This is a genomic window from Paenibacillus sp. 1-8 (genome assembly GCF_056316205.1).
This window is the reverse complement of record NZ_CM149995.1, coordinates 4,964,237-4,986,792: the sequence shown is the minus strand read 5'-3', so window position 1 is coordinate 4,986,792 and position 22,556 is coordinate 4,964,237. Positions and strand designations below refer to the sequence as shown.

Sequence of the window (22,556 nt, the reverse complement as noted above, 5' to 3'; positions counted from 1 at the left end):
GATAGTTTTCCGGAGCTACTGAAGCATGCGGTGCCGTTCGCTTCCAGCGGGGAAGATGACTTGCTAATTTGGGACGTCCAGTCGCCTAATGAACGAGGAGAGTTCCCGATCTATGCCTTGAATCTGCGAACATGAGGCAATTTTCGGTATTCCGGGGTAATCTGGGAACGAAAGATTATTTTTTATATCATGGATAGAGTAACGATTTTGTTGTCCTCGTCTACATCTACTTTTACGGTAATTCCCAGCTTGTCCTTGAACAGCTTAGTAATATTGATATATTTATCTTTCACCTGACTGCTTGATCCACCAGAGCTGCGAGTCATACCTGTAGTGATGATGGAGCGAACATATGCCTTGTCAAGTCTGGCTTCGGGGTTATAAGTATAGATGACTTGTTCCTGCTGGTTATAATAATGCTGTAACTGGCTGTAATCGTTGGCATTCTTATATTTCTTCTCTTGCCGGACGTAATCGGGATGATCCATGGTGTAGTGAATTCCTCCGTCCAGAAAAGGATTTTCTTTGGAGGGCCTGAGTTCATATTGTCCATAGGCTAACTGAAACAGGTACTCCAAGCCGGCGCCTTTCGTCTGATAGTAGAGCTGACGGTCGACGCCTTTTTTGTCTATAGCGGTAAAGCTGCTGATGACAGGCCAGGCATCATACTTTTCACCCTCCACGTCCACGGCAACCTTGTACTGCACAAGTACTTTTTCATTTTGAAATAACCCGAAGCTGCTCATGATGAAATAGGCGGGAACACATATTACCCCAATGATAAGTATGAATATAAATATTTTGACTCGCATGAGTAGGTTGATTCTCCTTTGGATGTCGATTATCTTGACAGTTCCCGCTTGGCAGACACGCCGAAATCTTCATGTTACAGCAATTGCTTCAGGGCATGTTGTGCGAAAGGCAGGATGGTATCCACCCAATTGTCGAGTGTGTTAATTTGCTCTGCGTTCAGCTCCCGAGCCTCCTGTTTATTCATTCAACTCTGCAATCTCCGCACGGATGCCTCTGCACAGGAAGCTGCCTGACAGTCCGGTTAATGCATCAATATCAATGACCATGTCCGCCTCCTCATAACGGAAATCAAGCTGTAAAATGATGTTTTCCGTTTCCATAGCGGTCAGCTCGTGTTCCTTTGTCTCTAAAAAAGTAAAAGTCACCGCGTAACGGGGTACAGTTGCCGTTGAAGACGTGGAAAGCGAAGGCTGTTCAGCCGAAGGAGTCAGATCGGGTGATTTGGGTGTCAGTATGGTAGCGGGTGATAGTTCAATCGTCAATGTTATCTGGTCCTTTGTGATATCTGCTGCTGTGATTTGGTCATAATGAAAGGGAGGGAAATATCCGAGCTTTTCCACAATTTTATCTGCTCCTTGAATGGAGACCGTCGGTGAGAAAGCCAGCTCAAGCCCGATGGAGCCTGCCAATTGGTTCTCATATTCCGGATTGATCCGTAAAAGAGCCTGTACCGCCCCTACCTCCACAATCGTGCCGATAAAATACTGCTTGCCATGAATCAGAACAATATCATGCGGAACGAACGGCAGTGCGCCCCCGGCTTTGTAATGAATGAGATAGTCGTATCCTTTTTTTTCAACGTTTTGAATCTGAATATGCATAAGTTTCAACCTCCTGATGTTTAGTATAATTGATCTTTCAAGTATATGGTAAAGAAAAGCGAGTCCATGAACAGATTGGAAAAACGCTCGCCAGCAAATACAGTGCGCTCTTCAGACAGTCGGCCTGTCATTATAAAGTTGTAATGCAGGTTGTTGACTACGGGCATCATTCCTTTTTTTCATAAATTACCGTTTCTACTATCATAATATATGACAGGGCAACTAAATTCACCTTTTGCAACTGTCCATTAAAATGGTTTGGAAACCCGTTCATATTCGCGTATACTAGGAAGGTCATATATGGAACGGCCTGAGCCGCATTGCGGCCGTATGTTTTGGTTACATGAACAGAATCAACGATAACGGATAAGCTCCCTTCCTGAAAAGGGTTGAAAGAGAACCGATACAAAAATGGGAATTCTGAACTATGGAACGATGGATGTCATATGGCACATGAACCTATTTTACGTGACACATATTGAATACAGATAAGGGAAGTGAATACCACTTGAAGAATTTTGCAGCATTAGGCGTAGAGCAGCATTGGGTAGACGCCTTGAAAGAGCAGGGAATTACAGCACCAACACCTGTACAGCAGGAATCCATTCCGCTGTTGATGGAAGGTCAGGACGTTATTGCCGAGGCGCATACGGGAACGGGTAAAACGCTTGCGTTTTTACTGCCGATTTTGCAAAAAATGAATCTGGACAAGCGCCATCCGCAGGCGCTCGTGATTGCTCCAACGCGTGAGCTGGCGCTCCAGATTACACAGGAAGCGAACTTATTGGCGGCTACGGAGCCAAGCTTGTCGTTGCTGGCTGTTTACGGAGGACAGGATGTAGAGCGTCAGCTTCGCAAGCTGAAGGGCGGCGCACAGTTGATTATCGGTACACCCGGACGACTGCTGGATCATCTGAGACGCGGCACGCTGGATCTGAGCGGTGTTAAAATGCTGGTGCTGGATGAAGCCGACCAAATGCTGCACATGGGCTTCCTGAACGATGTAGAGACGATTCTTCAGGAAGTTCCGTACCGGAGACAGACCATGCTGTTCTCCGCTACAATGCCAGCAGGTATCCGCAAACTGGCTCGTGTATATATGAACGAACCCGTGGATGTAAAAGTGAAGTCCGCTTCTTCCGTTCCGGTGAGCCAAATCCGTCAGGTCGTTGTACAGACGACAGATCGGGACAAGCAGCAGGCATTGGTGGACATGCTGAATGCGGATCGTCCGTATTTGGCTGTTATTTTCTGCCGTACGAAGCGCCGCGCTGCTGCGTTAAATGAGCAGTTGCAAGAAATGGGCTTCGAGAGCGGCGAGCTTCACGGGGATTTGTCCCAGAACAAGCGTGAGCAAGTGATGAAGGCGTTCCGTGAAGCGAAGCTTCAATTGCTCGTAGCGACCGATGTGGCCGCACGCGGCCTGGATGTGGAAGGCGTAACGCATGTCTTTAACTATGACATGCCGCAGGATGCCGAAAGCTACATTCACCGCATCGGGCGTACCGGCCGTGCCGGAGGCAAAGGTGTGGCGGTAACGCTCGCCACGCCACGGGATGTTCCAGAGCTTCGGAACATCCAGAGGGTTGCTGGTGTCACATTCACCAGCAGCGAGGGCGGCGGGCAGCGTAGACCTGCTGCCGATACAGCTGAGCGGCAGGGCGGAGAACGCCGCTCAGGCAGAAACGACCGCCGTTCCTTCGGCGGCAACGGTTCCGGCGGCGGACGCCGGGGCAGCGGCCGCGAACAGGCGGGTCGCCGTGACGGCGCAGGCCGTGGCAGCACCGAGCGGGAGCAGCCGCGCGAAGAGCGCGCTGCATCCGCAGGCGGCGAACGTCGCTCCAGCCGCAGCAGCAGCGAACGCGGCGGGTATGACCGCAGCAGCGGTGGCTCCACGCGCGGAGGCCAAGGCCGTTCCGCAGGGCAAAGCAGCGAACGCGGCGGGTATGACCGCAGCAGCGGTGGCTCCACGCGCGGAGGCCAAGGCCGTTCCGCAGGGCAAAGCAGCGAACGCGGCGGGTATGACCGCAGCAGCAGCGGTTCCACGCGCGGAGGCCAAGGCCGTTCCGCAGGGCAAAGCAGCGAACGCGGCGGGTATGACCGCAGCAGCAGCGGTTCCACGCGCGGAGGCCAAGGCCGTTCCGCAGGGCAAAGCAGCGAACGCGGCGGGTATGACCGCAGCAGCAGCGGCTCCGCCCGCGGAGGCCAAGGTGGTCGCGGTGGACAGGCCAAGGGTGGACCGCGCGGGGCTCAAGGACAGGGAGGCCGTCGCGGACGGTCCAGATAAAGCAAGAGCGTTCTCATAGAACGCTCAACTATGGTTATGGTAATAGCCCCGGAGAGGCTCATCTTCCGGGGCTATTGTAATCTCCACCCATGCCGCCGATGCGGTAGCATCATAGGATGACATAAGCAGCATTACTGCGCTGAGCAAACAAAGAAAACCAGTAGCATAGCTGCCTTGAAAGTAACCGATTAACTTGGGGATAACAGTTGCTTTCAAGATAGATACGGAGGTTATACATCATGCAGGAACAGGATATGGGCAAACGTGCTATGGTGTCAGCGTGGATCAGCCTGATCAGCAACATCCTATTAACTGGCATTAAAATTATTACAGGCGTCATGTTCAACAGCAAGGTGCTGGTTGCTGACGGTGTGCATAACGCCGGGGACGTAATCGCCTCGGCAACGGCGCTGGGGGCGATGCGTATATCGAGTCTGCCGCCGGATGAGGATCATCCATATGGTCACGGCAAGGCAGAGGTTATTGGAGCTAGCGTGGTAGCGGTCATTTTGTTCGCAGCCGGCATATTTATCGGCTACCATTCCATTATGGCGCTGTTTGAACCGATGCCGAAGGAGCATATACTGGCATTGGTGGCGGCGATTATCTCCCTGCTCTGGAAGCAATGGCTGTATATATATACGATCCGTATCGGAAGGGCAGCCAATAGCCAGGGTCTCATTGCTACGGCTAAGGATCATCTGGCGGATGTATATGCCTCCGCTGCTGCTGTACTGGGTATCAGTTTGGGCCTGATCGGGGAGCACTGGAGCATTCCGATTTTATCCTACGGTGACCCGATTGCCGGGTTTGTGGTCGCACTGCTGGTTCTGAAGCTGGCGTGGGAAATGGGCCGTGAATCCATAGATATCCTGATGGAAAAGGCGATTGCAACCGAGGAAATCGAAAGCTATGCCGAAGCAGCTCTTAGCGTAGCCGAGGTTCAGCGAATTGACCGCATCCGTGCCCGTGAGCACGGTCATTACATTATTGTGGATATCCGAGCTTCTGTAGATGCCTCTCTGACCATTCAGCAGGGACATGATATTATCCGGCTGATCAAAGGGGCTGTAATGAAGCAGGAACCGAGGGTTTACGAGGTGCTTGTGCATCTTAACCCATGGTACGCGGACACCCCTGACAATGCTAATCTGGCGCCGCAAGAACATAAGAATAACAGCGTGACAGACAAGGAAAACTACCATTAGTCACAGGTCAATCGTGATAAACTGAACAGACGACGCGAATTGACAGATATCATTTTACAAATCAAATTTCGGTCGCTTCCGGTCAGGATTCGAAATTTAAGCTGCCAAGTATTTTAAACAGCATTTCTCCTTATATTGAAACGAACCTGAGCACAACAGAAATGCTGTAATTGGCTTCATTGGGCTTTAATATCGATGCCAAGACGATTGCGAAACAGCAAATTCCACCGAATGAGCTGGTGCGAGAGACAACGGATACCCCATAACATTCCAAAGCAAGCAAAGTCTGTATGTGGTCTTACAACTTTGTTTGCTTTTGTGTTATTCGGGTATAACCTTGTATATTTTGATCTAAAATTATATCTTAGCAATATGAAGGATCATTAACTCATTTGCTTAAAGAGAAGGGGAATGTCATGTGGAAACAACTCCGGCATGGAAAGACCGATTCAAAAAGTTTTTTCTGAACAACAAGTTTGTGTTATTCCTGCTGGTACTGCTGCTCATTGGTTTAAATGTATTGGTGCTCACCAAAATTTCGTACATATTTACCCCCGTTATTGTGCTGCTGAAAACGATCATTCTCCCTGTCATTTTGTCCGGTGTTTTGTACTATCTGTTCAATCCGCTGGTTGATGTGCTGGAGCGCAACAAGGTCAAACGGATCTACTCCATTATTGTGCTGTATTTGCTTATCATAGGGATCATTACCATCGTGATTACATCGGTAGTGCCAGTGATACGTGATCAGATTCAGGGGTTGATTCAAAATGGGCCTGCATACAGCGAACAAGTACAACGACAATTCGAGAAGCTGATCGGCAGCAATTTTGTGAATCAGTTCCAGAATACTATTCAAATTAATCCATCTGAGCTGGCCTCCAAGGCTTCTGAAAAGCTATCTGCCTTCATTAATAATGCCTGGGCAGGTTTGGGAAGCTTATTGGGTGTAGTCACAGAAACGGTGCTTGCGATCGCTACGGTTCCATTTATTCTGTTCTACCTGCTGAAGGATGGACACAAGTTGCCGCAGTCGGTCCTGAGGATGTTCCCGCCTATGTTTCGTAAAGAGACTGATCGCATTATGACCGAAATGAATCATCAGGTCAGCTCGTATATCCGGGGGCAGATTATTGTCAGCTTCTGTATTGGGTTTCTGCTGTATATCGGCTACTTGATCATCGGACTGGACTATTCTCTGACGCTTGCCGTCATTGCGTCCTTTACGAGCGTTGTTCCTTATTTGGGACCCGTGATTGCCATTACGCCTGCATTAATTGTAGCTTTGGTAACATCTCCGGTTATGCTGCTCAAAATGGTCATCGTATGGACAGTCGTACAGCTCATTGAGGGTAAATTTATTTCTCCGCAAATTATGGGCAAGTCTCTCCGGGTGCATCCGATCACGATTATCTTTGTCATTCTGACGGCGGGCAATCTGTTTGGAGTGGTAGGGATTATACTGGCGGTTCCGGGCTATGCTGTATTGAAGGTTATCGTCACACATCTGTTTAGTTTCTTTAAGATACGTTCACACCTCTATGAAGCAGATAAAGCCAGAGAGAGTCTCTACAAAAAATAGAGCTTTCCGGTCGATCAAGGTACCTCTTGGGTAACTGTGGCTTTACGTGCTATAATTAATACCTATTCTTATCCCAAAACAGAAAGGTCAGACTTTTATGATACAACTCAGCATTCTTGACCAATCTCCGGTATCGGAAGGCATGACGCATGCGCAAGCGTTACACAAGACTGCCGAACTTGCTATAGAGGCGGAACGCTTGGGTTATCGCCGTTTCTGGGTGTCGGAGCATCATTCTGTCTCCAATCTTGCAGGCTCCAGCCCGGAGGTATTAATTTCGCATCTGGCGGCTCGTACATCGACCATTCGCGTCGGCTCGGGCGGTGTGATGCTGCCGCATTACAGCGCTTATAAAGTAGCGGAAAACTTTCGTGTGCTGGAAGGGTTATATCCGGGGCGTATGGATTTGGGTTTGGGACGGGCGCCGGGAGGAATGCGAACCGCCACCAGAGCCTTGCAGGAGGGCAAAGTCAGGGGCGGGGTTGATCTGTACCCCGAGCAACTGGATGATCTGCTGGCCTATCTGCATGACAGTACAGGCAGTGAGCATCGCTTTGGCTCGTTACAGGCGATGCCGCTCGTAGAAACCGTGCCGGAAATGTGGCTGCTCGGCTCCAGTGGCGACAGTGCAGAGCTTGCAGCCGAACGCGGCGTGGGTTTTGCATTCGCACAGTTCATCAACGGCGCAGGTGGCACAAAGGCTATGAAGGAGTATCAGGAGCATTTTAAGCCCTCACAGCATAGTGATCGTCCACGTTCACTTGTTGCCGTATTTGCTATCTGTGCGGATACCGAGGAAGAAGCGAACCGCCTGGCTTCCAGCATGGACTTGTCTCTGGTGTTACTGGAGCAGGGAATGCGCTCCGCTGGCACACCTTCCGTAGAAAAGGCATTGGCGTATCCTTATACGCCATATGATCGGATGCGCATCCGCGAGAATCGCAAGCGCATGGTGGTTGGCTCGCCTGAGCAGGTGAAGCACCAAATTGAGCAATTGAGTGAGGCTTATCATACACAGGAAATCATGGTGGCAAGCATTATTCATGACTTTGACGCCAAAATGAAATCTATACGTCTTATGGCTGAAGCATTCGGACTGCGTTCTGCACAGTCTTGATGTTGTCTGCCGGATATTAGAAGATCACAGCTTTGAGGAGCTGTGGTCTTTTTTTGTGAATTTTCGGGGTCATTTTCCGTGAAATGATTCCTATGCTAAGGAAATATGCCAATCAATACTTGATAATGATTATCAATATCTTTATTATATAAAGATAGAATGAAGTTTTGATGAATATCGTGCGTTAAGCCCGTGACTATATATTAGATAAGGGAAAGGAATGATTCCGAATGTTTCGTCTGAAAACGGCTAATCTGGATATTGCTTATGAAGATCGGTTGATTGTGGAGGATCTGAACGTTGAAATACCGCAAGGGAAGATCACAGCATTGGTGGGTGCAAATGGCTCCGGCAAGTCCACCATTCTGAAAACGATGGCTCGCATCATGAATCCTAAAGGCGGCAGCGTTCTGCTCGACGGTAAATCCATTCATAAGCAATCCACCCGGGAGGTAGCGAAGCAGTTGGCTATTTTGCCGCAAAATCCGACTGCACCGGAAGGATTGACTGTGACGGAACTGGTATCTTACGGACGTTTTCCTTATCAAAAAGGCTTTGGCTCCATGAAAGCAGATGATCGTAAAATGGTAGAGTGGGCCATTCAGGTGACAGGAATGAGCGAGTTCCACGACCGCCCGATCGACCAGCTTTCTGGCGGGCAGCGCCAGCGTGCATGGATTGCCATGGCGCTTGCGCAGGATACGGATATTCTGTTTTTGGATGAGCCGACTACCTTTTTGGATATGGCTCACCAACTGGAAGTGCTGCATTTGCTAGAGTATTTGAACACTTCGGCCGAACGTACCATTGTCATGGTCGTGCATGATTTGAACCATGCAGCCCGGTACGCCCAGCATATGATCGCGATCAAAAAAGGGAAGGCCGAGGCTGTAGGAACGCCAAACGAGGTCATGTCCCCTGACGTGCTGCGCGAGGTGTTCGGTATTGAAGCGGATATCGTAACAGATCCTCGTACCGGTGTACCGCTGTGTCTTCCATATGCTTTGGCCGGACAACCAGCGGTAAGCCAAGCCGTAAAGGGATTGAATCTGGAAGAGAATCAATTAGTAGGCTCCGTTTCCGAGCGGCGTGAAGCCAGACCACAGGTAGCGGCAAGAGGATAAAGGAGACCTAATGAAACCACTGGATTATGATCAGCTTGAGCAATTGGCGCGAATAGTGACAGACACACCAGAAGATGCGGTATACTCCGGGCCTGTAGCAGAATGGCTTGAACCGGATAAGCTTGGCTCTGTGATGGAGTATTATGGTGAATTGTTGCGTGCGGAAGACGGCTTGACCGCAGCCGTTTATTTTGTGAACCAGTTGCGTGGTCTTGTGTTTGCTCAGCATTTTATGGTGTCTTTGTGTGAACGCCGTCTCGATCTGTCGGTTTCCAATCTCAGATTTCATATTTGTTATCAAGGGAAATATCCCGCTATTAGCCTTCAGGTCATCGACACAACTGAGCTGGACAACATCAGGCAGGACGAGCATCATTCATCCGGACAGGCGCAACAGGCGTTGCGTGACTTTTACAGCTTGCAGATCAGACCGATACTGGAGGCGATGGCTGCGGCTGGAGGCGCATCTGTTGGACAGATGTGGGGACAATTTCCGTTGACCTTGCTGTATTTTAAGGATAGAGTCCAGCCATCGCTGACCGATCCACAGGATGTGGAGCATTTTGAACAAGATTATTATTATGTGACGCGGGAACTGGAGGGAGAGGTATTCGGGCGTAAAAGAAACCCGTTTACGGTTCGTCTTGTTGAGCTGGATAACCCTTACCGTCCCGGTGAGAAGGCATATATGAAACCGTCCTGCTGCCAATATTACAAGACTGGCGGTGGCCAGCGGTATTGTTTTGCGTGTCCAAGGATGTCTGCTTCAGAACGTGAAGAACGCAGACTCGAAGTGGCGGCGTCTCGCTAAAGTATCGAGGGATGTTGGCATGTCCGTCGCGTTTTGGGTAAAATAGGTGATGAAACTTAAACCAAGTGAAGCAAAGGAGGATGCTATATGTCTGTCTATTCACATCATGCCGTAACACCAGCGAATCAGGAGGTTCCTCTGGATACCTACACCGGTAAGGTGCTGGTCATCGCAAATACCGCAAGCAAATGCGGACTTACCCCGCAATATGGGGATTTGCAAAAGCTATATGATGAATATAAGGATCGGGGACTGGTTGTATTAGGCTTTCCTTGTAACCAATTCGGCGGTCAGGAGCCGGGCAGCAGCGAGGAAGCGGCTGAATTTTGCCAACTGAATTACGGGGTTAATTTCCCGGTATTCGCTAAAGTGGACGTTAACGGCCCGGATACAGCACCTCTGTTTGAATATTTGAAAAAGCAGCAGCCTGGAGAGCAGGAAGACGGTACGATTCAATGGAATTTTACGAAATTTATTGTGAATCGTGAAGGTGTGCCTGTGAATCGCTTTGAACCCAAGGAATCGCCAGAGGCCATGAAAGCGGCCATCGAGCAATTGCTATAATAGCTTCTGCTTCATCAGAAATATACATTTAGATCAGGTTGAATTTCCGGTGTTTTTCCGGGGTTCGGCCTTTTTTGTTGTCTGCATTTCACATTCGGTTGATCGTTGCAGTAGCATTTGGAAGCCTGATAAAAGGCATAATCAAGGCCCCTACAGGAAAAACTGAATGAAGCAAAGAGTCGTTTCAGCAAACGGCTGACTTTGTATCTTCCTGACTTTTAAAAATGTGGACAAATTGTGAATATCATAGAAAGCTATTGCAATGTGAAAAATGTCACATTATAATAAGCACATGAAGTGAAATAAATCACAATCAACAACGCAGTTACGTGAAACAATTCACAATTATTATACATTGTATGCCCACACACCAAGGAGGAATTCAACATGAAAGTAGCAGTTATCGGATGTACACACGCAGGTACGGCAGCCATCGTCAACACAGCCAAATGTTATCCAGATGCCGAAATTACCGTTTACGAGCGTAATGACAATATTTCGTTTTTATCTTGTGGTATTGCACTGTACGTAGGTGGTGTCGTCAAAGATCCGCACGGATTGTTTTATTCTTCCCCGAATGAACTGGCTGAGCTGGGTGTCGTGACCAAGATGCTTCATGAGGTAACGAATGTCTATACAGCAGGCAAAACGCTGCAAGCACGCAATCTCCAAACAGGAGAAGAATTTACGGACACCTTTGATAAATTAATTGTAACTACGGGCTCGTGGCCTATTATTCCGAAGCTGGAAGGTATTGAGCTTGATCATATCTTGCTCTGCAAAAACTATAATCATTCCAATGACATCATTGAGAAAGCCAAGCATGTACAGAACATTACGGTTGTCGGTGCCGGATATATCGGTGTTGAGCTGGTGGAAGCTTTTCAAATGAACGGCAAGAACGTAACGCTGATCGACAGTGCTGATCGTATTTTGAATAAATATTTGGACCCGGAATATACAGACCGGATTGAAAATTCCCTGAAGAAGCATGGCATCAAGCTGGTGCTGGGAGAAACAGTGAGCCGTTTTGAAGGAAGTAACGGTAAGGTGAATAAAGTGGTGACATCTAAAGGAGAACATGAAACAGAGCTTGTTATTCTCTGTATTGGCTTCCGTCCTCAAACGGATCTGCTTAAAGGTCAGGTAGACATGCTGCCCAACGGCGCGATCATTGTGGACAATTATATGCAAAGCAGTTGCCCGGACGTATTTGCTGCAGGCGATAGCTGTGCAATCCGCTACAATCCGACAGGTAAAACAGCTTATATTCCATTGGCAACCAATGCTGTTCGTATGGGCACGCTGGTAGCACGCAATTTGGTACAACCGACCATTGCTTATATGGGAACACAGGGAACTTCGGGTATTAAAATTTATGAAGATAATATTGCAGGAACAGGTATGACGGAAGCGGCAGCAGCGGACGAAGGTATGGCTGTAGAGGCTGTCACCATTGAGGACAGCTACCGACCTGAATTTATGCCAACCTCCGAAAAGGTACTGCTGAAAGTGGTATATGAGCAGGAGACACGGAGAATTGTTGGGGCACAAATTATGTCGAAAGTGGATTTGACGCAATCCATTAACACGCTATCCGTAGCCATTCAAAATCATATGACCATTGATCAACTGGCCTTTGTCGATTTCTTCTTCCAGCCGCATTATAACAAGCCTTGGAATTTCCTGAATGCAGCCGGTTTGCAAGCCTTGCCGCCAGTGTCTGAACGGAAGCCAGTTACCGTATAATTCATTTTGTCTGTGAGATTGTTCATAAGTTTGTCAACAATCTGAGACGTATGGACGAATCCTTATAGTACAATATAGAGTAGCATAAGGATTAGGGGGTAAGTAGCTTATGAGTTTGTTTTATATCCTTTTTCTTGTAGTTGTGGCGCTGGTAGGCATCGGTGGAGTTATTTGGTTCTTGAGAGCAGTTGAAAAGGAAGAATACAACTAAATGTAAAGCGCACAGTAGCGCAGCAGACGTAATAATACATGAAAAACAGTCCTTTACCCAAGGGCTGTTTTTTAATATTTAATAAAGTGATTTTTTTCACAAACAAAATCACTGATTTTAAATAAAATACGAGAGAGAATACTCGAGTGAAAAGATGTTAAAGGAGCGGAATATATGGCAAGTTATAAACCGGGGCAGATTGCTGAAAAAACGGTGGAAACAGGAGTGGCCAAAGCGAACAATCCATGGACTGTGGCGGTGGTATTGGGATTTTTGGCAGGGGCATTTATTGCGCTTGGGTTTTTGCTGGATATACGTGTTATCGCAAGCGCACCCAAAGAATGGGGAAGTATCGCTACCTTTATTGGAGCAGCCGTATTCCCTGTAGGTCTGATATTGGTATTGATCGGCGGCGGAGAATTGCTGACTGGTAATATGATGGCTGTACCTTTGGCGAGATGGGCAGGACGGATCAAGACCGGAGCGATGTTCCGTAATTTGGCGATTATTACGCTTAGTAATTTTGCGGGTTCGTTGTTTGTTGCCTTTTTCTTTGGTCATGTGCTGGGTCTAACCGAGACAGGACCTTATTTGGACAAAGTGGTGGATATGGCGGGACACAAGCTGCATGAAAGCTTTTTGCAATCGTTTATATCCGGTATTGGATGTAACTGGCTGGTAGCGCTGGCTGTATGGATGGCGTATAGTACGGATTCGATCGGCGGCAAAATTATGGGGATCTGGTTCCCGACAATGTCCTTTGTAGCTATCGGATTCCAGCACGTTGTAGCTAATATGTTTCTTATTCCGGCGGCTATTTTCGCAGGTCATTTTTCATGGACAGATTATATTATGAACTTCATTCCGGTTTGGCTGGGGAATTTGGTGGGAGGAAGCCTGTTTGTAGCTGGGGCATACTGGTTGGCATATTTGAAAAAGCCTCATACCGCTGTGCATCCTGTGAATGAATCATCTCAGGCACCCTCGTCTACTGCAACAACTCCGTTGAGTGACCATGCCTGATTAAGCTGGGCCTGGGAAATGGGAATAAAGCAAATCCGCCATGGCAGGTCCGGGGGAACGAAACCTGTCATGGCGGATTTTTTTGGGAGTGGTCCATGATTTGGCATGGAGGATGAGTGTGCTCTCGTCCATAATGCCTTGATCTCTTTTACCCTTGGTATTCAATAATGAAACAGGTATGATCAAAATATAATATAGAATATTAGAAATCCGTTTTGCTGTGAGCAGCAAGCGGATTTTTTGATCTTTTTGGACGGATTTGGGTCGGCAAAATCCTTCTCTTGCCATAGGACATAGCTGTATATATGATAAGAACAGTGTAATTTTTGGAAACAGTAACGGAAAGGAGCATCAACAACATGGATCATCGTAACAGCGCGCCTCCTGAGGCTGTGCTTCAGCAAGACTTGCAAAGAGGGCCGCAAATGACGGAGCGCACGGACGGTGTTTTTCCGGCTGTATGTCCGCTGGATTGCCCGGATACGTGCGGGCTCCTGCTCCACAAGGAAGACGGAAAGATCGTCAAGGTGACCGGTAATCCGGATCATCCCATTACAAAAGGGGCCATTTGCAACAAAGTTCGCAATATGACGGAGCGAGTGTATGACCCCGAGCGGCTGCTCTATCCGTTAAAGCGTGTAGGTCCCAAGGGGCAAGGGAAGTTCGAACGAATTAGCTGGGAGGAGGCAGTCGATACCATTACAGGCCGCTTCAAGGAACTGATTCGCACGGACGGCCCGGAATCTATTCTCCCCTACAGCTATTATGGCAATATGGGCGTGTTGAGTGTGGATGGGATGGATCGCCGTTTTTTTAATGCGCTGGGTTCAAGCCAACTGGACCAGACGATTTGCAGCGTGGCTGGGAATGAAGGCTGGGCATCCGTCATGGGTTTTAAGGGCGGCACCAGTCCGGAGGATACAGAGGATGCTGACCTCATTATTGTATGGGGAGGAAATGTCATCAGCACCAATATGCATCAGGTGGTATTGGCTGAGAAGGCACGTAAAAAAGGTGCCAAGGTAATTGTCATTGATGTTCACCGTAACCGGACAGCGCAATGGGCGGATTGGTTCATTCCGCTATACCCGGGAACAGATACTGCGCTCGCGCTGGGTGTCATGCACGTACTGTTCCAGCAAGGGCTGACGGACGATGAATTTTTGCGCCGCTATACGGTCGGTCATGAGGAACTGCGCGAGCATGTGAAGGCATATACCCCGCAGCGGGTCTCACGCATTACAGGCGTGCCAGAAGCAGATATTATCCGTCTGGCGGAGATGTACGGGCAGGCGCGAGCGGCGTATATCAACATTGGCAACGGACTTCAGCATCACGATAATGGCGGTATGAATGTACGCGCGGTTACATGCTTGCCTGCGCTCACCGGGCAATGGCTAAAGCACGGCGGGGGAGCATCGCGTTCCAACGGCGCTTACGGCAAACTCAACGGCGTCAATCTGGCACGTCCTGATCTGCGTAAGAACCCGGATGCCCGGGTGATCAACATGAACCAAATCGGCAAAGCGCTGCTACAGAAGGACGAGCCGATCAAGGCGCTGTTCGTGTACTGCAGCAATCCGGTTATCGTAGCACCGGATGCCGATCGGGTGACGCAGGGGTTTGAACGGGAGGATCTGTTCACGGTCGTTCACGACCTGTTCCTTACCGATACGGCCCGCTATGCAGATATTGTACTGCCTGCGGCGTCTTCTTTTGAAGGCACAGACCTGTATAAATCGTATTGGCATCATTATATCCAGATGCAGGAGCCGGTCATTGCTCCACTTGGGGAAAGCAAAAGCAACTATGAGCTGTTTAGCCTGCTCGGACAGGCTATGGGCTTTGACGAGGCTGCTTTCACGGAAAGTGAAGAGGACATGATCGCGGGTGCACTTGATAACCCGACAAATCCTTATCTCAACGGTGTGACTTTGGAAGCCTTAAAAAAGTCACCTTTTGTCAAACTGGACATGACGCCGAAGGCTACCTATCTGGATCGTCTGACTACGCCTTCGGGCAAGATTGAGCTGTATTCAGAAAAGATGAAGCAAGCGGGTCTACCCGCGATGCCTTCGTATGTGCCGCTGATTGAAGGATATGACGGAGAGCATCGACCGCAAGCGGACGCGCGGTTTCCGCTGATGTTTATTTCGCCACCGAATCATAATTTTCTGAATTCCACGTTTGCAAATTTACCCAAGCATCAACGGCTGGAACGGGAGCCTTTGCTGCAAATTCATCCGGAGGATGCTCAAGCAAGAGACATCGCGGACGGTGATCCGGTTACGGTATGGAACGACCGGGGAACGTATGAGCTGAAAGCCAAAGTCACGGGTCTGATGCTGCCCGGTACAGTAATTAGCCAAGGGTTATGGTGGGAAGGTAAAGGACGCAGACAGCGTGCTAATGCGTTGACCTCTGATCGGTTATCGGATATGGGCCGGGGAGCTACTTTCTTTTCAACGGTGGTGAATGTGAAGCGCCAATGAAATAATGTGTTGTTATGGTGTCCGATGCTAAAGGAGAAACAAAATATATGAAATGGTTGGATTCTTATCCGAAGGAAGTGAAAGTGTTTCTCGTCGCCAGCCTGATTAATTCCGCCGGAAGCTCTCTAATGTGGCCGTTAGTTAGCATGTATGTGTTTGACGAGCTGCACCGCAGTATGGGAGATGCGGGGATTGCGATTTTGGTGCAGTCTCTGGGCGGGATTTTTGGTCAGGTGTTAGGAGGAGCCCTTTATCACCGCATTGGGGCCAAAAAACTGATTGTCGGCTCGCTGACAATGAACGCGTTGGGACTTCTCGCGCTTCCGTTTACCAGCGGTCACTGGATTGCGTTTGTTATTATGATGGGCTTTATCGGCTTTTTTAATGTCGTATCTGTGCCCGCGATTCAGGCATTTGTAGGTTTTCGCTTTGCTGACCGCCGTGGAGAGCTGTTCAATATTATCTATGTTGCCAATAATATAGGGGTGGCGTTGGGAACGGGACTGAGCGGCGTTCTGGCCGATTTCTCCTATCAGCTCAGCTTTGTCATGAACGGGATTACCTCTGCGGTATTTGCCGGATTTTTCTGGTCCTATCTGAGCAGGGTGGATCGGGAAGAGGGGGAGGTTCAGCTCAGCAAGTCCTTGAAGAAAAGAACAGAGGAAATACCAGCACGGCTGCTCTTCCGTGATACCAGGCTATATCTCTTCGTCGGATTGGGCTCGCTCTTTTTATGGTTCGGTAATTCGATCTGGAATACGGGAGTGTCCCCGTATATTATCGAGCAGGGCTTGCCTAAAACGATGTACGGGCTACTATGGACACTGAACGGTGTGCTTATTTTTGCTGCACAGCCGATTATTTTCTGGCTCAAGCGTCTTTATGCCCGGCATGCTTCGGCTCAAATGACGTGGGCCGGAGGATTTTATTTGGTAGCCTATATCGTCATGCTAGGCACACAGAACTATACGGGGATGATATTCGCCATGGTTTTGGCAACCCTGGGAGAGATGCTGATCGCACCAGCGGTTCCGGCATTTTTGTCCGTCCACGGAGGTCGGGGAGCACCCTTTTACATCGGGTTAGTCGGGGGGATTGGCGCTGCCGGACGGGTGATGGGGCCTTATATTATGGGGAGGCTATATGATGGCGGAGGCCTTCCACCCACACTTTGGCTGGCAGCGGGCGTGGCGGTTTTGTCCATCCTGTTCTTTGTTCTGCATAGCGGATTGAACCGTTCCCGCTGTGAAGAGGATGCTTTTGAGACTACTACGTAGGCAGACGTTTCCAGTTCTTAAGTCCTAATAAAGACTGTGATGAGCCCGTGATTATGGTACAATAAATGACGAATGGTTGCTGCCTATACTTCAGGAACGCCTTCACAGGAAGGATTGAAAGAAATTGCTTACAAGTCAACCCCTGACGATTCGTCATTCGGAGATGAAGGATGCTCCTGATCTGATTGCGCTGGATGAATTGGTATGGAATGAACGAACGGCCCCCGCCTCGCTGTCATGGAAGTCGCGTGGGGAGTTTTTGCGCAATACGCCTCCGGGCTCTCAACTGGTCGCTATCGAACAGGGAGTGCTCTGCGGTTATATCGGATTTCGTTCTCCAACGCTGTTGGCAAGTAATTGTCATGTGTTGGAAATAAATATAGCCGTGCACCCAGCCTATCACCGCAAAGGTATTGGGACAGCGCTTATGGGTGCCATGAAGGATATTGCAGCCGCTGAGGGCATTCGCAAATTAAGCTTGCGGGTACTCTCGTGCAACATGGAGGCCCTTATGTTTTATGAAAAATGCGGATTCTCGATTGAAGGACGTTTGCATGAGGAGTTTTACATAGCGGGCCAATTCGTGGACGATGTGTTAATGGCCGCTTTCTTGAAATAGACATGGATTCTACAGCGTAATCAGCTTCTTATAAGCCTTCTATAAGCCGTTCATAAGGAACAGCGCCGCAGACCCTAAACGGGCTGCGGCGCTGTTTTATGGTGCAAGGTTACCGAAGCTGTTTCCACTCGCTCTGGAGCATGCCGTACACAGCATGGTTCATATAGCCGTCGGGCAGCAGTTCCGCTTCGCGGATAATGCCTTCGAGCACGAAGCCCAGACGTTCCGGAATACCCCGGCTACGGCGGTTGGTGGTGGCGCAACGGATTTCGATCCGGTGCAGGTCCAACTCTATCAGCGCATATTCGATGAATACGCGGCATGCGCTGGTCATGAGACCTTGTCCTTCGTAACCGTGTCCAAGCCAGTATCCAATACTGACCGAACGGTGAGTCCAATTGATTTCATGGTAGCTGATAATGCCAGCCAGCTCGTTATCCAGCCAGATTCCAGCGGTCACGCTCCCGTTCTCTGCGGCCTGCTTCAAGGCGCTCTGCACGAACTGTTCTGTGTGGCTGATTTCCGTGGTGGAATCCACCCATGGAAGCCACTGACGCAGGCGGTCACGGGACATTTCGATCAGCTCAAACAGAGGCTGCACATGCTCTTTGGTGAGCGGACGAAGGACTGTGCGTTCGTCCAACGCGTATGTAAACATGATTGATCCCCTCTTTCACTCGGAAAATCGCTAAACCAGCCAGTCTAGCATTTAATCCCATGCTACCTTATTCTGAGAGAGTCGTCAAAACGGAGAGGAAGCTGCAAACTCAATAGGTCCCACTCGGAACCGTCCATGCTCATATACATACTTCAGCTCCAAATCCCCTACAAATTCGGTTGGGGATACGCTGCCGGATACGGTGGCGTGCAGAGGACGTTGTTCGGCATCATACATGACGACAGAGCTGAAATCAAGGCGGTCAGTAAAATGGGCTGGATCATCGTAAAACGCCGATGCTTTTGGGTTGAGCGTGTGTGTGATGCCATCAATCGTGACTGCAATATGCACCTGTTGGTTGTGGTCACGCAGTTCCACACTGCTGTGAACCCGCCGGGACACGGCATCTGCCGCCGATTCAACCGGATACTCGTCCATGCTCTGGGCGTTGACGATATGAAGTTCCTGCAATTCGACACCTGTGCCTGAGGCGAGGGTCAGTATGACCACCGCTTCGCGAACACCATCGCCGTTTACATCCGTATAGTACAACTGCGGTGCGGTGGCGATATCTGCCGAGCCTGACCATGCGAACGCACGGTGCTGCTGGCCGATTTCCAGCGTAGCTGTACGGAATAGTCCCTGGGAAGGCTCCATAACATACAATTTGACGGATGAGTCTTCAGGAGCGACGGCTAAAGGATGGGATTGTATGGGTTCAGGCACCGGGTTTGGTGAAGGATGACCGGAAATCATACCGGAGGAGGACAACAGCATGGACAGCAGGATCACGATGAGTAGCTTAAACACGGGCGGGTTCTCCTTTTCCGGGTAAAATAAAAGATATATACACTATAGCGAATTTATTTGTCAGAAATGTTAACTCTTTTTCATAACTTGTTACTTTTTTGAATGAAAAGTACATAAGGTTTTTCATTTTATTGAGTTATGCGGTGTGAAAGGGTATATTTAAGGGAACAGATTTTGTACAGATTACACGGAAGAAAGGTTGATTAGCGTGGAAAAGCCGATCACTCCCCCCAATTTTATTAAGAGTGTCATTGAAGAGGACTTACGTACTGGTAAGGTAAAGGAAGTTGTTACACGCTTTCCACCGGAGCCGAACGGATATTTACACATTGGACATGCCAAAGCCATCTGGATTAATTTCGCGTTGGGAGATGAATTCGGAGGACGCACCAACCTGCGTTTTGACGATACGAATCCGGCGAAGGAAGACACGGAATACGTAAACTCCATTCAGGAGGACGTGAAGTGGCTCGGTTACGAATGGGAGGAAAAACATTTTGCCTCCAACTATTTTGACGAAATGTACAAGCGCGCCGTTCTGCTGATCCAAAAGGGTAAAGCTTACGTAGATGATCAAAGTGCGGACCAAATCCGTGAAACTCGTGGCACACTGACCGAGCCGGGGCAAAATAGCCCTTATCGGGATCGCAGTGTGGAAGACAATCTGAAGCTGTTTGAAGAGATGCGTGCAGGCAAATATCAAAATGGTGAAAAGGTACTGCGTGCCAAAATTGATATGGCTTCGGGAAACATTAATTTACGTGATCCGGTAATTTACCGTATTTCGCGTACCGAGCATCACAACACGGGTGATAAATGGTGCATTTACCCGATGTATTCCTACGCTCATCCGCTGGAAGATGCGATTGAGGGCGTAACGCACTCACTCTGTTCGCTGGAGTTCGAGGATCAACGCCCACTGTACGATTGGGTCATAGCTGAATGTGAGATGGAAAAGGTACCTCATCAATACGAATTTGGACGGCTGAATCTGGCTCAAACGGTAACCAGCAAACGCAAGCTCAAGCTTCTGGTCGATGAGAAGCATGTAGACGGCTGGGATGATCCGCGTATGCCGACGATTTCCGGTTTACGTCGTCGCGGCTACACGCCGGAGGCCATCCGCAGCTTCGTATATGAGACAGGCATTTCCAAAGCCTACGGAGTCATCGATTTGCAGGTACTGGAGCATTTTGTACGTGAGGATTTGAAGCTTAAGGCACCCCGCACCATGGCAGTCATAGATCCGTTGAAGGTGGTTATCACAAACTATCCTGAAGGACAAGTTGAAATGCTGGAGGCGGAAAACAATACAGAAAATCCGGAACTCGGTACACGTCAAATTCCGTTTTCCCGTGAAATTTATATCGAGCGTGAGGACTTCATGGAAAATCCGCCGAGCAAATACTTTCGTTTGTTCCCTGGTAATGAGGTACGTCTCAAGCATGCTTACTTCATCAAATGTAACGATGTCATTAAGGATGCCGACGGTCATGTAACGGAAATCCATTGTACCTATGATATAGAAACCAAGAGCGGTTCAGGCTTTACTGGACGTAAAGTGAAAGGCACAATCCATTGGGTGGAGGCTACTCAGGCCGTTCCTGCTGAATTCCGCCTGTATGAGCCTTTGATTAATGCAGAGGACCCGGAAGCGATTGAAGAGGATGCAACGGAAAAAACCTTCCTCGACCAATTGAATCCAAACTCTCTGGAAATTGCTCACGGCTTTGTCGAGCCGAATATGAAGGATGCACGATCGCAGGACAAGTTCCAATTTTTCCGTCATGGTTATTTCAGTGTCGATCCGAAGCTTTCCAAGCCGGGTGAGCCTGTATTTAACCGTGTAGTATCACTGAAAAGCTCTTTCCAATTGCCCAAGCAATAGTTATTGGACAGCGTGGGACAGATGGTAGCCTCGTGCGATCAAGTCAAAAAAAGGAGTCTGCCATCGGCAGACTCCTTTACTTTACGCTCACGGGCTCTATATATAATGATAATTGGATATATTTGGTCATTTTACTGTTCGTAACGGGCAAACAATGAAAAAGGGTGTCACGTCCTACGGATGTTTTTAAGGGGCTTCTTCTGCTCGTTTGTGGTCGTCGGCATGAAAGGGCTGATAACCGTTCTTGTACAGCATATACCACATGATGGTGAATCCCACAAAGCCGAGCAAGGCGAAGAAAACGCCTGCGTTGTACATCATTTCACCACCGAAATTCTGGAACAGCCAGCCTCCTGCAAATCCTGCTACAATGCCGGATATCCCGCTCCACGTCAACGTATATACGGCCTGCCCGGATGAGCGGTAAGCTATCGGTGTGAACAGGACGGTCAACTGGGTGCCTACATAAAAATAACCACCGAAGGTGACGCAATGAAGTGCCTGAATGAACACGATCTGAATCGGGTCTGTGGCCAAGGCCATTAGCTCCCAACGTAGAGCAAACAGCAAACTAACGAGGGCCAGACAGCCGACCATAACCGTCATTTTTTTCTTCAAAAAGCGATCAAATAGCAAAAAGACAATGATTTCGAATACCGATGACATAAAGACAGCAAAACCCAGCATCAGCTTGGACCCGCCCAGTTCGGTGATATACAGGGACATAAAGGCGCTGTTGATCGAATTCGGAATGGATACCAAGATCCCCAGCAAAATGAAAGATATAAAGTATCCGTTCATTAAAATGCTGCCAAAGCCGCGCAAATGAATGGTTGCCGTTTCAACAGTGCTTTTCAGCGGTGGAATCGCCAGGGTACAGATCAGGGCAGCCAGAAGCAGCACTGTAAAGATGTTGGATATGCTGGATACCCCCGTTCGGTCAATGATCAGGCCGGCGACGGCCGCCGTCACAGCCCAGCCGAAGGAGCCCCAGATGCGGAAGGAGCCGAATTTTCGGTCCGTGCCCTCAATGTAGCTGAGAATGAGACTGTTACTTTGGGCAAACAAAGGACTTTGGAAGAAATAAAAGCCAATCATCGACACATAAATCATGACATACGTATGGACATGAAATAAAGCTTGCAGCAGCAGCAATGTACCTGCAATCATAAACAGTAAAATACGCCGAAGGTTACGACTCCGGTCACTGGTATAGCCCCAGAAGGGATTTGCGAATACCGATACAAAAGGCCCAATCGCCATCAGACTTCCGATCTCAAGCTTGTCCATGCCGATCTCTTGCAGATACAACGGGAAGAAGCTGGAGAAAATGACCATGGCTCCATACAGAAAAAAATTGTACAGCTTTAAGGAGTATAGAGGAGTCTCTTGAATTTCTCTATTTTGCAAGACAAGCCATTCCTTTCTTAGCCCGGTAGAGAATAAAGCATAGAATGCCGATCTATGGGAAGGTTCTCTATCCAATGTATCATGTGTTGAAA

18 protein-coding genes are annotated in these 22,556 nt (G+C 48.8%); 13 read left to right on the top strand and 5 right to left on the bottom strand.

Going from position 1 to position 22,556, the window contains the following annotated elements; translation table 11 throughout:
* Positions 1-182: 182 nt before the first annotated feature.
* Complete coding sequence (locus AC0WRU_RS22920) at positions 183-812, bottom strand: hypothetical protein (RefSeq protein WP_476126425.1); 630 nt, start codon at positions 810-812, stop codon at positions 183-185.
* Between the two features lie 177 nt (positions 813-989).
* On the bottom strand, positions 990-1,634 hold the full coding sequence (locus AC0WRU_RS22915; protein WP_476126424.1) for an immunity 50 family protein: 645 nt from the start codon (positions 1,632-1,634) through the stop codon (positions 990-992).
* A 508-nt stretch (positions 1,635-2,142) separates the two neighbouring features.
* Between AC0WRU_RS22915 and AC0WRU_RS22910 the strand changes: the two genes are divergently transcribed.
* The 12 genes from AC0WRU_RS22910 (at position 2,143) to AC0WRU_RS22855 (ending at position 17,698) form a co-directional block, all read left to right on the top strand.
* Positions 2,143-3,921, top strand: a complete 1,779-nt coding sequence (locus tag AC0WRU_RS22910; protein ID WP_476126423.1) for a DEAD/DEAH box helicase — start codon at positions 2,143-2,145, stop codon at positions 3,919-3,921.
* Between the two features lie 239 nt (positions 3,922-4,160).
* On the top strand, positions 4,161-5,129 hold the full coding sequence (locus AC0WRU_RS22905; RefSeq protein WP_476126422.1) for a cation diffusion facilitator family transporter: 969 nt from the start codon (positions 4,161-4,163) through the stop codon (positions 5,127-5,129).
* Between the two features lie 418 nt (positions 5,130-5,547).
* Entirely contained in the window at positions 5,548-6,711 is a 1,164-nt protein-coding gene (locus AC0WRU_RS22900) for an AI-2E family transporter (RefSeq protein ID WP_476126421.1), read from the top strand.
* 97 nt (positions 6,712-6,808) lie between these two features.
* Positions 6,809-7,828, top strand: coding sequence for an LLM class flavin-dependent oxidoreductase (locus tag AC0WRU_RS22895; RefSeq protein WP_025684710.1), 1,020 nt, complete (start codon positions 6,809-6,811; stop codon positions 7,826-7,828).
* Between the two features lie 230 nt (positions 7,829-8,058).
* Complete coding sequence (locus tag AC0WRU_RS22890; protein WP_476126420.1) at positions 8,059-8,952, top strand: ABC transporter ATP-binding protein; 894 nt, start codon at positions 8,059-8,061, stop codon at positions 8,950-8,952.
* A gap of 10 nt (positions 8,953-8,962) precedes the next feature.
* Positions 8,963-9,763, top strand: coding sequence for a hypothetical protein (locus AC0WRU_RS22885; protein ID WP_476126419.1), 801 nt, complete (start codon positions 8,963-8,965; stop codon positions 9,761-9,763).
* An 87-nt stretch (positions 9,764-9,850) separates the two neighbouring features.
* On the top strand, positions 9,851-10,327 hold the full coding sequence (locus AC0WRU_RS22880; protein ID WP_025684704.1) for a glutathione peroxidase: 477 nt from the start codon (positions 9,851-9,853) through the stop codon (positions 10,325-10,327).
* Positions 10,328-10,714: 387 nt separating this feature from the next.
* Positions 10,715-12,076, top strand: a complete 1,362-nt coding sequence (locus tag AC0WRU_RS22875; protein ID WP_476126418.1) for an FAD-dependent oxidoreductase — start codon at positions 10,715-10,717, stop codon at positions 12,074-12,076.
* A gap of 385 nt (positions 12,077-12,461) precedes the next feature.
* Positions 12,462-13,310: a formate/nitrite transporter family protein gene (locus tag AC0WRU_RS22870; RefSeq protein ID WP_476126417.1), complete on the top strand. Its 849-nt coding sequence runs from the start codon at positions 12,462-12,464 to the stop codon at positions 13,308-13,310.
* Positions 13,311-13,669: 359 nt separating this feature from the next.
* A complete protein-coding gene (locus tag AC0WRU_RS22865) occupies positions 13,670-15,802 on the top strand; it encodes a molybdopterin-containing oxidoreductase family protein (protein WP_476126416.1) in 2,133 nt (710 codons plus the stop codon).
* Between the two features lie 47 nt (positions 15,803-15,849).
* Positions 15,850-17,079 (top strand): MFS transporter, encoded by a 1,230-nt coding sequence (locus AC0WRU_RS22860; protein ID WP_476126415.1) that lies wholly within the window; start codon positions 15,850-15,852, stop codon positions 17,077-17,079.
* Between the two features lie 124 nt (positions 17,080-17,203).
* Positions 17,204-17,698, top strand: a complete 495-nt coding sequence (locus tag AC0WRU_RS22855; protein WP_476126414.1) for an N-acetyltransferase family protein — start codon at positions 17,204-17,206, stop codon at positions 17,696-17,698.
* A 109-nt stretch (positions 17,699-17,807) separates the two neighbouring features.
* On the opposite strand, the gene AC0WRU_RS22850 is transcribed toward AC0WRU_RS22855, so the two are convergent.
* Both AC0WRU_RS22850 and AC0WRU_RS22845 read right to left on the bottom strand, forming a co-directional pair.
* On the bottom strand, positions 17,808-18,356 hold the full coding sequence (locus tag AC0WRU_RS22850) for a GNAT family N-acetyltransferase (RefSeq protein WP_134912137.1): 549 nt from the start codon (positions 18,354-18,356) through the stop codon (positions 17,808-17,810).
* Positions 18,357-18,440: 84 nt separating this feature from the next.
* Positions 18,441-19,166 carry a copper amine oxidase gene (locus tag AC0WRU_RS22845; RefSeq protein WP_476126413.1) on the bottom strand — a complete coding sequence of 242 codons (726 nt, stop codon included), beginning with the start codon at positions 19,164-19,166 and terminating at the stop codon, positions 18,441-18,443.
* 208 nt (positions 19,167-19,374) lie between these two features.
* Between AC0WRU_RS22845 and AC0WRU_RS22840 the strand changes: the two genes are divergently transcribed.
* Positions 19,375-21,054, top strand: a complete 1,680-nt coding sequence (locus tag AC0WRU_RS22840) for a glutamine--tRNA ligase/YqeY domain fusion protein (RefSeq protein ID WP_476126412.1) — start codon at positions 19,375-19,377, stop codon at positions 21,052-21,054.
* A 186-nt stretch (positions 21,055-21,240) separates the two neighbouring features.
* On the opposite strand, the gene AC0WRU_RS22835 is transcribed toward AC0WRU_RS22840, so the two are convergent.
* Positions 21,241-22,464: an MFS transporter gene (locus AC0WRU_RS22835; RefSeq protein WP_476126411.1), complete on the bottom strand. Its 1,224-nt coding sequence runs from the start codon at positions 22,462-22,464 to the stop codon at positions 21,241-21,243.
* Positions 22,465-22,556 lie beyond the last annotated feature (92 nt).

Bases quoted from the DNA above. Each gene is read 5' to 3' on its own strand.
- AC0WRU_RS22920 (WP_476126425.1), bottom strand. From the start codon at position 812: ATGCGAGTCAAAATATTTATATTCATACTTATCATTGGGGTAATATGT.
- AC0WRU_RS22915 (WP_476126424.1), bottom strand. From the start codon at position 1,634: ATGCATATTCAGATTCAAAACGTTGAAAAAAAAGGATACGACTATCTC.
- AC0WRU_RS22905 (WP_476126422.1), top strand. From the start codon at position 4,161: ATGCAGGAACAGGATATGGGCAAACGTGCTATGGTGTCAGCGTGGATC.
- AC0WRU_RS22895 (WP_025684710.1), top strand. From the start codon at position 6,809: ATGATACAACTCAGCATTCTTGACCAATCTCCGGTATCGGAAGGCATG.
- AC0WRU_RS22890 (WP_476126420.1), top strand. From the start codon at position 8,059: ATGTTTCGTCTGAAAACGGCTAATCTGGATATTGCTTATGAAGATCGG.
- AC0WRU_RS22885 (WP_476126419.1), top strand. From the start codon at position 8,963: ATGAAACCACTGGATTATGATCAGCTTGAGCAATTGGCGCGAATAGTG.
- AC0WRU_RS22880 (WP_025684704.1), top strand. From the start codon at position 9,851: ATGTCTGTCTATTCACATCATGCCGTAACACCAGCGAATCAGGAGGTT.
- AC0WRU_RS22875 (WP_476126418.1), top strand. From the start codon at position 10,715: ATGAAAGTAGCAGTTATCGGATGTACACACGCAGGTACGGCAGCCATC.
- AC0WRU_RS22870 (WP_476126417.1), top strand. From the start codon at position 12,462: ATGGCAAGTTATAAACCGGGGCAGATTGCTGAAAAAACGGTGGAAACA.
- AC0WRU_RS22865 (WP_476126416.1), top strand. From the start codon at position 13,670: ATGGATCATCGTAACAGCGCGCCTCCTGAGGCTGTGCTTCAGCAAGAC.
- AC0WRU_RS22860 (WP_476126415.1), top strand. From the start codon at position 15,850: ATGAAATGGTTGGATTCTTATCCGAAGGAAGTGAAAGTGTTTCTCGTC.
- AC0WRU_RS22850 (WP_134912137.1), bottom strand. From the start codon at position 18,356: ATGTTTACATACGCGTTGGACGAACGCACAGTCCTTCGTCCGCTCACC.